General features: G+C 57.7%; 10 protein-coding genes. 4 read left to right on the plus strand and 6 right to left on the minus strand.

Annotation, left to right across the window (positions count from 1 at the left end; genetic code table 11):
• Positions 1-74: 74 nt before the first annotated feature.
• Both IDH45_RS15870 and IDH45_RS15875 read right to left on the minus strand, forming a co-directional pair.
• On the minus strand, positions 75-506 hold the full coding sequence (locus IDH45_RS15870; RefSeq protein ID WP_190929103.1) for a DUF3995 domain-containing protein: 432 nt from the start codon (positions 504-506) through the stop codon (positions 75-77).
• 56 nt (positions 507-562) lie between these two features.
• Complete coding sequence (locus IDH45_RS15875) at positions 563-1,153, minus strand: TetR/AcrR family transcriptional regulator (RefSeq protein ID WP_190929104.1); 591 nt, start codon at positions 1,151-1,153, stop codon at positions 563-565.
• Positions 1,154-1,355: 202 nt separating this feature from the next.
• Between IDH45_RS15875 and IDH45_RS15880 the strand changes: the two genes are divergently transcribed.
• Positions 1,356-2,141 (plus strand): 3D domain-containing protein, encoded by a 786-nt coding sequence (locus tag IDH45_RS15880; protein ID WP_190929105.1) that lies wholly within the window; start codon positions 1,356-1,358, stop codon positions 2,139-2,141.
• 184 nt (positions 2,142-2,325) lie between these two features.
• On the opposite strand, the gene IDH45_RS15885 is transcribed toward IDH45_RS15880, so the two are convergent.
• A complete protein-coding gene (locus IDH45_RS15885; RefSeq protein ID WP_190929106.1) occupies positions 2,326-5,271 on the minus strand; it encodes a TIM-barrel domain-containing protein in 2,946 nt (981 codons plus the stop codon).
• Positions 5,272-5,469: 198 nt separating this feature from the next.
• On the opposite strand from IDH45_RS15885, the gene IDH45_RS15890 reads away from it, so the two are divergent.
• The gene (locus IDH45_RS15890; RefSeq protein ID WP_190929107.1) at positions 5,470-6,486 is read left to right on the plus strand and encodes a Gfo/Idh/MocA family protein; all 1,017 of its coding nucleotides are present in this window, start codon (positions 5,470-5,472) and stop codon (positions 6,484-6,486) included.
• Positions 6,487-6,542: 56 nt separating this feature from the next.
• Positions 6,543-7,574, plus strand: a complete 1,032-nt coding sequence (locus IDH45_RS15895) for a Gfo/Idh/MocA family protein (RefSeq protein ID WP_190929108.1) — start codon at positions 6,543-6,545, stop codon at positions 7,572-7,574.
• A gap of 480 nt (positions 7,575-8,054) precedes the next feature.
• Here the strand turns inward: IDH45_RS15895 and IDH45_RS15900 are convergent, their stop codons facing one another.
• On the minus strand, positions 8,055-10,427 hold the full coding sequence (locus IDH45_RS15900) for a type IA DNA topoisomerase (protein WP_190929109.1): 2,373 nt from the start codon (positions 10,425-10,427) through the stop codon (positions 8,055-8,057).
• 217 nt (positions 10,428-10,644) lie between these two features.
• Between IDH45_RS15900 and lhgO the strand changes: the two genes are divergently transcribed.
• Positions 10,645-11,889: an L-2-hydroxyglutarate oxidase gene (gene lhgO / locus IDH45_RS15905; protein WP_317891216.1), complete on the plus strand. Its 1,245-nt coding sequence runs from the start codon at positions 10,645-10,647 to the stop codon at positions 11,887-11,889.
• A gap of 89 nt (positions 11,890-11,978) precedes the next feature.
• On the opposite strand, the gene IDH45_RS15910 is transcribed toward lhgO, so the two are convergent.
• Together IDH45_RS15910 and IDH45_RS15915 are read right to left on the minus strand one after the other, a co-directional pair.
• Positions 11,979-13,712 carry an ArnT family glycosyltransferase gene (locus IDH45_RS15910; protein ID WP_317891217.1) on the minus strand — a complete coding sequence of 578 codons (1,734 nt, stop codon included), beginning with the start codon at positions 13,710-13,712 and terminating at the stop codon, positions 11,979-11,981.
• Positions 13,693-14,499, minus strand: a complete 807-nt coding sequence (locus tag IDH45_RS15915) for a glycosyltransferase family 2 protein (protein ID WP_190929111.1) — start codon at positions 14,497-14,499, stop codon at positions 13,693-13,695. Before IDH45_RS15915 ends, IDH45_RS15910 begins: the two co-directional genes overlap by 20 nt.
• Positions 14,500-14,641 lie beyond the last annotated feature (142 nt).

The following is a 14,641-nucleotide window of genomic DNA, read 5'->3' on the forward strand; positions in this document are numbered from 1 at the left end:
ACTAGAGCTAGCGGCAACTGCGACCGGAGGAGCGGAACAGATCAGAACAGATCAAAACAGATCAGATCAGGCCCTTACTCTCCGTAACCGATGGCAAGAACAAACGCCAGCGACAGAAACGCGCAAAGCGGCACATACAGATACGTGTCCATTTTGGAGAACGTCGTAGCCCGCTTTTTCTTGAAAATCCCGAAAAGGTTGAACTCGCCAATTACCCGAAGCGCAAAAACGACGGCACATACCCATACGCCGACCCGGACGATAAAGTCCTGAGCGGGAAAGCTGAACTCGACCAGACCGGTCCGAAGCAGGAGAAACAGTCCGGCCGAGCTGACGAGCAGCGCGATGAGAAGCGTCTCCCACACGCCTGGGACGAATGCCCGTTCGCCTTCCTGCTCGGGGATCACAGCCCTTGTCCCCCACTGCCCGCCCAATGCCCAGAAGACATGCAGCAGGCCGATAGCAAACAGGATACATGCAGCCAGTACAACGATGATGGTTACCATTCCGATCTCCTTCTGCCGCTGCTACACTGCTCGGCAACTTCATGTTGTGTAATAACCTATCGCTGGGCGATCCCTTCCCATATGACGTCCAAATACCGTTCGAACATGTCGCCGATCCTTGAATGTTGGTTATGCGGCAGCGACCACGACATCATGGTCTGGAGGTAGACACCGAGGACGGTGGAGACGATGACGTCCGTGTCCCAGCGGCTGTTCAGCTTCCCGTTCCGTCTGGCCCGGTCGATCAGGGAGGCGAGGCTTTGCTGCAGCCGCCGGATGCTTTTCGACTCGTTCTCGAACAGGTAAGCCGACTTGATCACTTCGACGATGGAGAGCTTCATCAGTTCCCCATTTGACGTATACCTTTGCAGCAAGTCGGTTAATACGAGCTTGAGCTGCTCTTTCGGCTCCGGGACATCTTGATACTCCTCCATGCCCTTGTTCAACACTTCGAGCTGGGATTCCCCCAAATACAATAAAATTTCTTCTTTTTTCGTAAAGTAATTGAAAAACGTCCCTTTGGCGATGCCGCAGGCGGAGGCGATTTCTTGAACGGTCACCTGCTCGAAGCCTTTTTCTTGAAAGAGCTGGAGCGCCTGCACGAAGATTTGTTCTTTTAATGCTTTTTTGCGGGTTTCTCTCAGCATTGGAGTTCACTCCTGAATCCATAAGCGACCTTGGTCATAATTTGACTAAGGTCATTTTAATTTCTTCTGCGCCGTTTTGTCAATCGGCGTCATTCCGGCCGTCGGTGATGCGGCAGCAAGCGGCTAGATGTTTACAATTCTCTCCATCTGTCAACTCTTGTAATATCCCAATCTATCACTACTAAACGAGGAGGATGTTACTATGGCTGCTAGATGGAAGAAATGGTGGATAACCGCGGCGGCGGGAATCGCGCTGACGATCGGTGCGGGCGAGGCGGTCCAGGCGGAGCTGACTCCGGCGGAGGAGTGGGCGTTAGTCGAGCATTGGTCATACGCCGCGGAGGCTTGGAGCTTGCGGGAGGCCGCCCTTCAGCAGGCAAATGAGAACCATTCGGGTGAAGGAGCCGGGACGGATACAGCTGCGGCTGCGGCTACCTTTGGAAGCGAGGCGGCGGAGCTGGACGCTTCGGCGATCCAACTGCTCCAGTATCAAGTGAACGCGGGGGATACGTTATATAAAATATCGAAAGCTTTCGGCGTTACGGTCGAGGACCTGCAAGCGCTCAATACGCTGGATAATCCGAACCGGCTGAAGGTCGGACAAATGCTGGAGATTCCGCAGCTTGATGCGGAGTGGAGCGAAGGCAGCGCGGACCGGCCGGTCGTGCAGCGCGTACTGAGCTCGACCTTGACCGCTTACACGGCCGGCAAGGAATCCACAGGCAAGACCCCTTCGCATCCGGCTTACGGCATTACGCGCAGCGGCAGCAAAGCGGAGGAGGGGAGGACGGTCGCGGTAGACCCGTCCATCATTCCGCTCGGCTCGACGGTGCTGATCGAAGGGATCGGCGTGCGCAAAGCCGAAGATACGGGCTCGGCCATCAAAGGCGCTCGCATCGACGTTTTCATGAACGATTTGAAGGAAGCGGTCGATTTCGGAGTGAAGAAAAACGTCAAAGTCTTCGTTCTGGCCGACCGCAGCGCCTGACGGCTCTGGGAGAGACCGTGAACGGAGAAAACTAGACCGAGACTGAGAAGCGAGAACTGAGACTGAGACTGAGATCTGAGACTAAGAACCGAGAACCGAGAACCGAGAACCGAGAACCGAGAACCGAGAACTGTTCATACTCGTACGGCACCGTGCCGCTGAGACTCGTGCGCCTGTGTGCCGGTCATTTTCTCCGGAAACTGACCGGAGGCCGCCCCCAGTAGCGGCTGTATACGCGCGAGAAATGGCTGACATCGGCAAATCCGCTTAGCGCGGCGGCCTCGTACACTTTCATGCCGGATTCGAGCAGCGCCTTCGCGCGTTCCATGCGCCGGTTTTGCACATAATCGGTGAACGGCAGACCGGTTTCCTTTTTGAACAGGCGGCTTAAGTAGACGGGATGGATGCCGGTATGACCGGCGATTTCCTGAAGCGACAGCTTCTTATGCAAGCTTTGCTGCACAAAAGCGAGCACTTCGCGAATGATCGGATGCCGGGCTGTATCGGCCGTCCGTTTCGCCGCTGCAAGCACTTCGTCCGCCAGCCGCTTCAGCAGCTCCAGGCCTTGCTCCGGATATTTCGCGTCCAGTGCGGCAAGCGGGTTGTCCGCGATGCCGAAGCTTTCGCCAAGACTCCATCCCCGGCGTTCGGCATGACGGACGATCAGCAGGCACCCGTCCAGCAGATGGACCCGCCAATTGCCGGGACCGGCGGAAAGCTCGATCCGGCTGCTCCACCATGCGTTCAAAGCATCGTTCACTTCGTCGGGACGGCACGTGTCCAGCGCAATATGGAGCCACTGCTCGGCATCGCCGCGGGTTGCGGCCGCTGCTCCTTCTTCAACCGGAAGCGCAGCGTCACTCGTTTCACCTGCCGGGCGGCTGCTTGTCCGCTTGCGCTCCGGTGCCGCGAACGATAACCCGACGCTCACCGGCTCCCCGCGGGCAGCATCTTCCTCGGCATAGATCCGCACGGTTCCTGTGACCCGGTCGTATTTCCAGCCGGACAATGTTTTTTTGGCTGCGGAACGAGGGTGCTGCTCCGGGCACTGTTCGCCGTTCAGCTCAAGAAGAGACGGCTTCCTGCCGGTATGGACGACAAGCTCATAGCTGCGCTTAGCCGGCATACCCTCATATGTCCCAGTCCGCGGCCAGATAAGCAGGACGGTACGTTCGTCGTCCGAATCGCATTCGATCCGGGTCGTCGCGGCATACCCGTCCTCGTATTGGAAAGACTCCCCGTCATCCTCATACAGAACGGTCTCGCTTTGCCCGCTGGGGTAAATATGAAGCGTGATTCGTTCCGGAGACGACCGGCCGACATAATCCATATCCGGCCACATCGGCACGATCGCCCCCGCCCGCACGAATAAAGGGCCCCCTGCCTGCTCCGGAGGGCGGTACTCGATCTCGAACGGCCCTTCGTAACGATCGCCCGTCCAGAAATCCGTCCATCGTCCTTCCGGAAGGTAGACGCGATCCGTAAAGACGCCCACAAGCAAATAATCCCCGAGCATATACTGCCGGCTCAAATCGCGGCAGGCCGGATCTTCGGGAAACAGAAGCGGCATCGCCCGCGCGATCGGCATGCCGGTGAGCATGGCCGTGTATGCGGTCGAGTACAAATAAGGCAAGAGCCGATAACGCAGCCGGGCGTACGTCCGGAATAAGTTCCGCTGCCGTTCCTCCAGAAAGCAAGGATGCCGGAAATGCCGGTCGGTGTTGTTTTGCGCCCAAGGTAGTAATAAACCGGCGTGAATCCCCTCGGGCGCGTCGACATGAATATGGATCGCCGTATGCACATGGCCGGACAGCCCGGAATTGAGAGCGGATACGATGGCGGTGGAACGCAAGCCGTATTTCCCGCTTTCGGTGGCTGTATATTGCTGCATTCCCGTGTACCCGACGACCGCGTGAATCATCGGCCGTTTGCCGGTTTGCTCCCGGTACCCGTCATACATTTGCTTGCCGAGCATCAGCGGGTACAGATTGTGCAGCTCGTTGTCCGACATCCCGTTCTGCCACTGCCTCTCCGGCTGACCGAGCGTCTGTTTGCCGCTGATGAACTTAAACGCGTCGACACCGTCGGAGACGAATCGGCGCATGGAATCGAACCATGATTTTTCCGAAGGGATTTCATCGGCTGCAGGGGTCCGGACTAGTTGTTCCTCGTATCCGGACAAGTCGTAATCGCAATCCATCGACAGACTCAGCTTGAAGCCGTGACGGTGGAGCGTATCGATAAACGTCAGCGTTCCTTGCTGGCCTTGCTGGGAGACGACGAAACGGCGGGGATCCCAGCTTATGGGAGCGGAACTCTCTTCACCCGAAGCCATCCATCCGCCTACGAGCCCAATCAGGTCGCACGGAATCCCCTCCTGGCGGAACTTCAGCGCATCCTCAAGTACTTGGCGTCCCCCGGTCTCCACCGAGCAATAATAATGAAGCCCGTACGCCCATATCGGCAAAAGACGCGGTTTACCGGCAATCCCAGTGTACCGGTTCAGCAGCTCCGCATACGTATCGCCGCTGATCAGATACACGTCCAGGCCGCCCTCGGGGCCTTCGATCCGGATCTCGCCATGCGCTTCGTGCGCGATGTCGATCGTATGCCTCCACGTCGTGTTCATCAGCAGCGCCCAGCCCCGGTTGCTCATCATGAAAGGAATCGGCGCATGATAGTTCGTGCCGGACACCCACATGTCCACCTTCTGCCCGCGCCGCTCGATCTGGTCGGGGGCGACGTCCCCCAGTCCGTATATACACTCGTCGCCGTCTAAGACGAGCCGCAAGCCAAAGCCGCCGCCCGGATGCGACCAGGGCGGAGACGCCGTCTCCGTGCGGACTCGCTCCCCGCCGCCCCAGCTAAACAAACCGTCTGCGAGCGCGACACGCAGCTCCGCTTCTTCGGTGCGGACGTGCACCGTCTCCCCGTCCATACTGGTCGTATAAGGACAGCGTTCCCCGGGCTGCCGAATCATCCCGTAACGAATCAGTCCCGACTCGGGAAACTGGCCGGAGCCGCTGTATTGAATCCGGAACGTATGGGGCGAGACCGGACTGATGCGTACCCAGCCGCCTTGATGCAATTCAAATAAAAAGCTGTTCGGTTGCTTGCCCAGCGTTCTCACCTCCGTTATCCCTCATCATACCATCGGGGACTCGGAAGCGGACGAAAAAGTTTCGAAAAGTCATGAAATTTGAAAAAGTGTTTATCTGAGTCCATGAAAAAGTCATCCCGCTCCCATATACGGCTTGTCGGAAAATTGTTAACCTGTTGTTGTAAAGAGAGTTAGCACTCTATCGGCTAAAGGGGGACGAAGAGCGACATGTCATTTCGGTTTGCGATTATCGGATGTCGCCACGGGCATATCTCGACATTTATTAAAGAGATGCTGGATGCCGGTCATACGTGCGTCGGTATATACGATCCGGAAGATTGGAAACTGGCGAACCGGTACGCCGAGCTGTACGGGATCCCGCTCGCGGGTAACAGGGAGGAGCTGCTGGCGTCCTCTGTGCAGATCGTAGGTTCCTCAGCGGTGAATAATGAGAAAATCGAGCTAATCGAAGCATGCGAACGAAGAGGCATCCATATCATGCTCGACAAGCCGGCCGTTACGGACCGGGATGGCTTGCAGAGGCTCGAGGCGGTCGCGGAGCGGGGAGCGATTCAGATCGGACTGATGCTGCCGAAGCGGTTCAGCGGAGCGATGACGGTGCTGAAGCGGGAGATCGTTGCCGGTACTTTGGGCAAAGTGGTTCATATCCATATATCCAGTCCTCATAAGCTGATGCCGTCCGCCCGGGATACGTGGCATTTCTCCAAGAAGCAGAACGGCGGCGTGCTGATCGACCTGCTTATTCACGATACGGACTTGCTGCGCTGGCTGACCGGGCGAGAGATCGTCTTGACGCAAAGCGTTCTGGCCAAAAATATATTGCCGGAGTATCCGGACTTTTATGACGTTGCCTCTGTGCAGGCGGTGCTGGACAACGGGACGACCGCACAGCTGTATGCGGATTGGCATACGCCGGATTGCAATACGGACGGGCGGTTTAGCCGGATCGTCGTGGCCGGTACCGAAGGATATGCAGAGTGGAGCGTAGGCTACGATGCCGCGGACGGAAAAAACAGGGCGCAGCTGCGGATTACCAGGGGAGACGCGTCGGATCAGCTGGGTACGGTCATGACGCCGGTTGCGGTGGCCGCGACTTCCGTATCCGATTTTCTCGATCGCGTGGCCGGCCGTCCCGGCACGTTTACGCACCGCGATATCATAGAGGCCAGCAAAGCCGTCATTGAGGCGGACGAGAGTGCCGTAGTCAGGAACAGATTCGGGTAAGTATAGTTTGCAATCCAGGCTTCACAGCCAGCCATTCCGGAGAGGAGAACACAATCATGAACAAAAAGCGCGATAAGTCCAATGTAGGCGCCGCGGTAGTCGGACTGGGGAGAGGTCAGACACACGTAAACGGGCTGCTGCGCGCCAAAGGCGCGGAGCTGCTCGCGGTATGCGACAAAAACAAGGAAGCGGCGGACCGGTTCGCCTCGCAGCACGGGATCGACGCGTATACCGATCTCAGTTCGCTGCTGGAGCGCGAGGATATCGATCTGATTCACGTCTGCACCCCGAGCGGGCTGCATACCGAGATGCTGCTGCAGATCGCCGAAGCGGGCAAGCATGCGATTACCGAGAAGCCGCTCGATATTACGCTCGAACGAATCGACATGGCGGTTGAAGCGTTCGCGAAGCGCAATTTGCAGTTCGGCTGCATATTCCAGATCCGGCTTATGCCCGCGATCCGCCATATGAAGCAGGCCGTCGACAGCGGACGTCTGGGCAAGTTGTTCATGGCGAACGCCCACATTCATTTTTACAGGACGCAGGAATACTACGAGCAAAACGGCGGCTGGAGAGGAACGTGGGCTTGGGACGGAGGAGGCTCGCTGATGAACCAGGCGATTCATACGATCGACCTGATGCAGTGGATGCTGGGGCCGGTCGAGTCGGTCATCGGACATACGCAGGTCAGCACGCACCGGATCGAGACGGAAGATACGGGAGTAGCGCTGCTGAAATTCGCAAACGGCGCCTGCGGAACGATTGCCGGTACGACCTCGGCGTATCCGGGCTTCGGCACGTCGCTGGACATCTACGGCGAAGACGGCGGAATCGGGATGAGAAACAATCAGATTACGAACTGGAAAATCCGCGGCGACCAGATGGCGGCGGAAGAAGCGGCCGTAATCGGAAACGTCGAGCTGAACGTGACAAACGATACGACCGGCGAGCAAATTCAGGATATGGTCGACGCCGTCCGCAACAACCGTCCGCCGCTGATTACCGGCAAGGAAGGCCGGGACGCGGTCGAGATCGTGCTCGCGATCTACGAATCTTCCCGCACGGGCAAGGAAGTCCGGCTGCGCTGACCAATCAGCGGAGGAGAAGTACGCCTACACGTAGCAGCAGAGATGCGGGCTTTAAAACGCAATACGGCTCTAAAGCACAATGTGGCTCTAAAGCATAATGCGGCTCTAAAGCATAATGCGGCTCTAAGACACACTGTGATCCTAAAACAAAATACAGCTCCATAACACCATGCGGCCCTAAACACAATAAGAGTCCCTGGCACCCTTTATTTTTTTCGGCATATTGGCACGATTGAAGCAAATAGGAGCGGTTTGCGCCTCTTATTTCATCCGTTGGGTTCGTTCTGTACCCGTTTCACGGATAATAAGGGCTTCAAACCGCTCTTATTTCTCTGTCCGAGCCGGTTCCAGGCAAAATAAAGGGTGCAAACCGCTCTTATTCAAACGAATTCTCGTCCAAGAGTGGGTGGCTCGGGCTCCGGACCGGACCCCGAAACCGGACCCCGAAGCCGCCCCCGAACCCGATCGCGGTCCCTGGCCCTACAACATCTCGATCTCAACCTGCCCGATGCTGGGGTCCTTTAGCACGATCCGCCCTTCGACAGGCGTGCCGGCCCGGTCGACCAGCTTCAGCTTGCTCGTGCGGCCTTTCTCGATCAAGCTTTTGATCATCGCAGGCGTGAGCGTTTTGCCGAGGCTTTGTTTCCAGATGACGAACTTGCAGCCGGTTTTATAGTTGCTGCAGCCGTAGCCTTTGTTGCCCATAAAGATACGGCCCCCGCAGTCTTCGCGCGGGCAGTCCGCGATATATTCGCGCTCGCCGGTCTGGGCTGCCGCGCCGCCGGACGCGCCCTGCGCGCTTCCGCCTGCGCCGCTGACGTTGCCGCTGCGCGCGGCACCACGCGTCTTCGCTCCCGCCGCAGCCGCAGCGCCGTTTTCACCGCCCGCCGCTTTCGCACCCCGGGCGGACTTGCCCTTGCCTTTGCCGCCGCCCTTGCTTCCGGCAGGCGGCTCGGGCGCTTCGAAGGCGGCTTTGGCCGCGCGCGGCTGGATGCGTACCTTCTCGACGATCGAACGGGTGAACTTCTTCACGTTCTCCATAAACATGGCGTCCGACGCCTGGCCGCGGGATATTTCGTGAAGCCGCCGCTCCCATTGCCCGGTCATCTCGGGCGAGGTGAGCAGCTCGATGCCCGCGCCGCGGATCAGCTCGACCGCGGACCGCCCTTTCTGCGTGATGGCGATCCGTTTGCCCTGCATCGTCACATAGCCGACGTTTTTCAGCCGCTCGATGATCGCGGCCCGCGTCGCCGGCGTGCCGAGGCCGCCGTCCTTCATCGCATCGCGCAGCTCCTCGTCCTCAAGCTGCTTGCCGGCGCTTTCCATCGCCTTCAGCAGCGTCCCTTCCGTATACGCCTTCGGCGGCTGCGTTTCCTTTTCCTTGGCCGCCGAATCGCGGCAATGCACCGGATCGTCCGCGTTCAGGACGAACGGAGTCTCGACCAGCTCTTCCTCCGGCTCGTTCGAATCGCCGCCTTCCCCGTCTTTTCCTTCGGCGTTTTTCCCGCCTTTGCCGCCCGACTTTTTGCCGGTATCCTTGGCGCTTGTTTTGTCGTCTTCGTAAATGACTTTCCAGCCGAGACTGAGCAGCTGCTTGATCGTCGTCTTGAACGTTTCCTTTTCGACCTCGGTTAAGATCGAATGCACCTTGTACTCCGCAGGCGGGTAAAAGTGCGACAGGAAGCGCCGGATAATAAGATCGTACAGCTTCTGCTCATCGGGGCTCAGCGAACCGGCCCGTTTGGCCGTCGGCAGGATGGCGTGGTGATCCTCGACCTTGGCGGGGTTGCAGACCGCCTTGTTGTTTTTGTGCACCAGCCGCTTCTCGGCCCCGCCGGCCAGCTTCTCGTACGGTGTGCCCCGCAGCGCGTCGAGCGCCCGGTGCATCTCGGGAATATTCTGCTCGTTCACATAGTTGGAGTTGGTCCGCGGGTACGTGATGACTTTATGTTTCTCATACAGAGCTTGGGCGATGTCGAGCGTCTTTTTGGCGGGGAAGCTGAATTTGGCGTTGGCCTCCCGCTGCAGCAAGGTCAAGTCGTACAGCCGGAACGGATATTCTTTCGTATCCTTGACCTCGTAGCTGGCGACAGCGCCGGGCTTGCCCTTCACCTTGGCGGCGAGCGCTTCCGCTTTCTCCCGGTCCGTAAGCCGAACCCCCTGCCACAAGCCGCGATAGGACGTCTCCTGCTGGTCGAAAAACGCCTCGACCTCGTAAAACTTCGCAGACGTAAACGCCTCGATCTGCTTTTGACGGTCATACAACAGCGCGAGCACGGGCGTCTGTACGCGTCCGACCGACAGCAGCTCGTTATGCTTCGTCGTGAAGGCGCGCGAGCCATTCATCCCGATCAGCCAATCGGCTTCGCTCCTGGCGCGGGCCGCCCGGGTCAGCGGCTCGTACTCGCTGCCGTCCTTCAGCTCCGCAAAGCCGCGGCGGATCGTCTCCGGGGTCAGGTCGGAGATCCACAGCCGCCGTACGGGCTGGCGCAGCTTCAGATGCTGCTGGATGTAAGCGAAGATCAGCTGGCCTTCGCGCCCGGCGTCGCATGCGTTGACGATATCCCCGCAGTCTTTGGCCAGCGTCTGGATGACCTTGAGCTGATCCTTGGTTCTCGGGTTCGGCAGCAGTTTGAACGAATCGGGTACGATGGGCAGATCGTTGAAGTTCCATTTCTTATATTTTTCATCGTAATGGTCAGGTTCCGCGAGTCCGATCAGATGGCCGATCGCCCAAGTAATGACGTAACGCTCTCCTTCGAGATGCGTGCGCTTGTTGGCCGCTTTCGGTTCGATGGCGGCGGCGATATTGCGGCCCATGTCCGGCTTTTCAGCGATAATTAATGTTTTCAATGCATGTCCTCCGGTACGGTAGTAGCTTGTCCCGTCATCTTCGATCAACCTCCATACTATCATAAACCGGGCGGATGCGTCAGGGGGAGATGAGCGTGCGCACGTGAAGACAAGCAGCCACAAAAAAATTTGCTGACAGGGATAAGAGGCCACTTCTGCCTGTTGGTTTCCGTGTACAATGAAGGGAGTCACTCGAAAGTCAGAGGAGGACGTCCTAGTGAAGCGGTACGATTACTTGATTGCAGGCGGCGGCATTATCGGACTGACGATTGCGCGGGAATTGAAGCGGCGTTATCCCGAAGCCCGGATCGCCGTGATCGAGAAGGAGCCGGATGTGGCGAAGCATTCCAGCGGGCGGAACAGCGGCGTTTTGCACGCCGGGTTTTATTATACGGCCGACAGCCTGAAGGCGAAATTTACCCGGGACGGCAATGAAGCGATGCAGGCGTATTGCCGGGAGCACGGTCTGAAGCTGAACCGGTGCGGGAAACTGGTTGTAGCGACGGACGAGTCGGAGCTGGCCGGACTGGAGGAGCTGAAACGGCGCGCCGAGCGTAACGGCGTCGAGCTGATCTGGGTCGATGAAGAGGAGACGGTGCGAATCGATCCGAACGTGAAGACCTTTAAGAAAGCTCTCTATTCGCCGAATACGGCGTCGGTCGACCCGGTGGAAGTGTGCATGTGCATAAAAAAGGAAGTTGCTTCGCAAGGCGTCGACTTTTTCTTCGATACGGCTTACGCGGGGCATAAAGGCGATACGATCCTGACGAACCGCGGACCGTTCGGCTGCGGCTATTTCATTAATTCGGCCGGCCTGTACGCGGATAAAGTGGCTCACGACTTCGGCTTCGGCAGGAAATATACGATTATACCGTTTAAGGGTATCTACTTGAAATACGCCAAAAACAAGTCGGATGTCCGCACAAACATTTACCCGGTGCCGAATCTGAACAATCCGTTTCTCGGCGTCCATTATACGAAGACGGTGGACGGAAGCATCAAGATCGGGCCTACGGCGATCCCCGCCTTTTGGCGGGAAAACTACAAAGGGCTTCACCGGTTCAAGATGTCCGAGTTTTTTCAAATTTTATTTTATGAAGCTAAGCTGTTTTGGACCAACTCGTTTCATTTCCGGAGGCTGGCGGTGGAGGAAATGAAAAAATATAACAAAGCGAACTTTATCGGGCTCTCGCTAAAAATGATCAAGCAGCTCGACCCTAAAGGGTTCGGAGATTTTCTGCGGCCGGGCATCCGCGCCCAACTGCTCGACAAACAAACGCTGGAGCTGGTTCAGGATTTCGTGCTGGAAGGCGACAGCCGGTCGATGCATATTTTGAATGCCGTATCGCCGGCCTTCACCTGTTCGCTGCCTTTTGCCGCCTACGTGGCGGATCAGATTGAAGAGAGACGGGCCGCCGCACCCGCTGCGCCGTCTTCACAAGGAACGCCTGTGCTGCGCTAGCGGTTTCGGTGTAAAGAAGAGGAAAGCGGGCTGCGGTCTCCGGAGCTCGGGTAATCTGGCGGCGGCATCCGGACAGCCGAGCACCGGCGTTACCGCAGCTTGTATATGTAATGCTCCGATCCGGCTTCCAGCTTCGGATACCGCTCTTCGAGCGTCCGTCTGAGCAAGCCGTCCGGATCCCCGTCGATGTAGCCTTTTAACGGCACGAAATAAACGGCTCCCTCCCTTACGAAGTAATCGAGCTCCGCGACCGTGTCGCCCGGGATCGAATTCGTCACCCGCCAGCCGGCTCTGTGGGAAGCGTTCAGCAGAGAAGGATCATCGGTACCGGTGACGATGAGATCGTCGGGTTCGGTCAGGCGCTCTACGACCTCGGCTTGGCGAATAAGCTCATCGTTCTGGATGCCGATGACTGGCGCGACCTGACGGTAACTTTCCGCGCTTATGACGGCTAAGACTGCCACCGCACACAAGCCCGCTGCGAGCCGGGAACGGTTGGAAAAACCTCTCCCATTGCCGCCCCGCCGCCTCCGGTTCGGGTCACGGCTGAGCGTGATCCATAGCTCCAGCACCCCCGCAGAAAGCAAGGCGATCAGCGGTCCGGCAAAAATCATATAATAAGGGAAGCGGATGACCGCTACAATCGTTGCGAGCTCGGCGGCGATCGCCAGTGTCCAGATGAGCAGGGGGAAGTCTCTTCTACGGACAAGGAGCAGGACCAGGCCGGCCGCAGCGACAACCAGACCGGTCCACGTAAACGCTTTCGGTATCTCGGTGGCAAAAAACTGCCGAGCTTCCGACGACCACGCCGCCGTCGCAAATCGCGGAACGATATGTTTGGAGGCGATGCCCGAGACGAACGTCGATTCGGCTAACGTTCCGAGCCATGCGTAATAGACGTATGGCGGCAGCAGCGAGAGCAGGGCAAAGCCCCATAGCTCCAGCCGCTTGAACACGCCGCCTCTGTACTTGGCGATCACCATAGCCAGCATCGGGACACAGACGAACATTGTCGGAATTTTCTCGCATATCGCAAGTGATGTGAACAGGGCGGCGGCCAGCAGCAGGCTCCGCTTTTCTTTGGCGATCCATTCCGAGAACCAGTAAAACGCCCCGGTATAAAAAAACAACGCCGCCGATTCGGGCATAATCGCCCGCGAATACAACAGATTCAGGGGCAGCAGTCCGTATAGCAGCAAAGCGAACAGAGCTGCTGCAGCCGAATAACGCCTCGCCGCGATCCGGTATACGAACCAGGCCGACCCGATGAAAAACGCGACCGGCACGATCCGGGCCGCAATATAACTGTAGCCGAACAGCTTGTACAGAATGGCGATCAGAAACGTCGTAATCTGCAGCTCCAGCTGCGCATAGTTGGGCATTGGCCCCTGGTAATTCAGTTGGGGATACAACACGTTAAATCGACGCTCGACGAAATTGCGGGCCATTGCTTCCGTATCGGATTGGCGCCAGGAATCGTAGCCGAACGGCGAGTCGCCGATGTGCGGCAGCCGGATCGCGAGCAGGAACAGAAGGACCATCACCGTCAAAGTCCGATGTGTGAAGAGCAGCTCCCATAACGAACGAACGTTCATTTGTTTCACGGTAGGACGAAGTGGATATTCCGCCGCTTTCAGCGCTTCCGAAGGAGCGAGGGACCGCCGGTCCGGATCAGACCTGGCGTCCGGGTAACGGATGGATGCGGCCTGTCCGGTATGTTCGGTATGACCGGTCTGCCTGGTGTGTCTGGCCTGCTTGGTGTATCCGGCCTGTCCGTCGTGTCTGGTTCCATTGGAAGGCAGTTTATGTTCGTTGTTCTCCACTTTGCTCCGGCACCCCCGTGAACTCCGGTCCGGTTTCGGCTGATGGCAGCCTGACGGCGCGCACAAGCCGGAAATAACCGGCGACGGTTTGCTTCACGTTCATTTTGCTGCGGCCTTCCTTCAAGAAATATTCCAGCGTAAGCGGCACTTCCCCGGCTTTCACCCCGACGCGGCCGAGCTTGGCGATAATTTCGGCGGTGCAGGCAAAACCGCTTAACGTAATCAGACGATCGTGATACTCCCGGATCGCCTTTCGAATGATCCCGGCTGTGTAAGCGCGGAAACCGCTCGAATAATCGTTCACTCCGTCGATCGGGAAGAGCAGCCTGAAAAAGAGCCGGGCTCCCCGGCTGTACAGCTTGCGAAGCAGCGGCAATCCGAGCTCCCGTCCTCCCGGGACGAATCTGGAGGCGACGACGAGATCGAGCTGCTCGTTTTTTAGCTTTCGGACCATCGCCATGATGAGATTCGGGTCGTGCGTATTGTCCGCATCCAGCGTCACGAGAATGTCGCGGTCTTCATAGTGTCGCACCATATGCCCGAACATCGTGTTCATCGCTTCGCCCAGACCGCGGTTGGCTTCGTGAACGAGCAGGCAAGCTCCCGGAAACTTGCCGGTGAAGTCGGACAGAAGCGTCCTCGTCTGGTCTGTGCTCCCGTCATCGACGAAGACGAGATGCAGCGAATCGCCGAGCTTTATATATAGCCGTTCCAATTTGACAAACAGCTTGGGCAGTGCTGAAGCTTCATTATAAACCGGCATGCCGACAACGATTTTACAGCTCATGTGCAGGGCTCCCGAGGTCGTTGATATGCCACAAACAAGCCGTTTCCTTAAGGCTGTAAACGTTTCATGGCATTCATAACCAGAGTTCCCCAATCCGGAAGGAACTAAACTTATCACCATCTTGCGTGGAAGTTCAACTCAA

Origin of the sequence: Paenibacillus oceani (assembly GCF_014705615.1) — a bacterium.
GTDB lineage: Bacteria > Bacillota > Bacilli > Paenibacillales > NBRC-103111 > Paenibacillus_AB > Paenibacillus_AB oceani.

Excerpts from the sequence above, each read along its gene's own strand:
- IDH45_RS15875 (WP_190929104.1), bottom strand. The coding sequence starts at position 1,153 with ATGCTGAGAGAAACCCGCAAAAAAGCATTAAAAGAACAAATCTTCGTG.
- IDH45_RS15880 (WP_190929105.1), top strand. The coding sequence starts at position 1,356 with ATGGCTGCTAGATGGAAGAAATGGTGGATAACCGCGGCGGCGGGAATC.
- IDH45_RS15895 (WP_190929108.1), top strand. The coding sequence starts at position 6,543 with ATGAACAAAAAGCGCGATAAGTCCAATGTAGGCGCCGCGGTAGTCGGA.
- IDH45_RS15870 (WP_190929103.1), bottom strand. The coding sequence starts at position 506 with ATGGTAACCATCATCGTTGTACTGGCTGCATGTATCCTGTTTGCTATC.
- IDH45_RS15915 (WP_190929111.1), bottom strand. The coding sequence starts at position 14,499 with ATGAGCTGTAAAATCGTTGTCGGCATGCCGGTTTATAATGAAGCTTCA.
- IDH45_RS15890 (WP_190929107.1), top strand. The coding sequence starts at position 5,470 with ATGTCATTTCGGTTTGCGATTATCGGATGTCGCCACGGGCATATCTCG.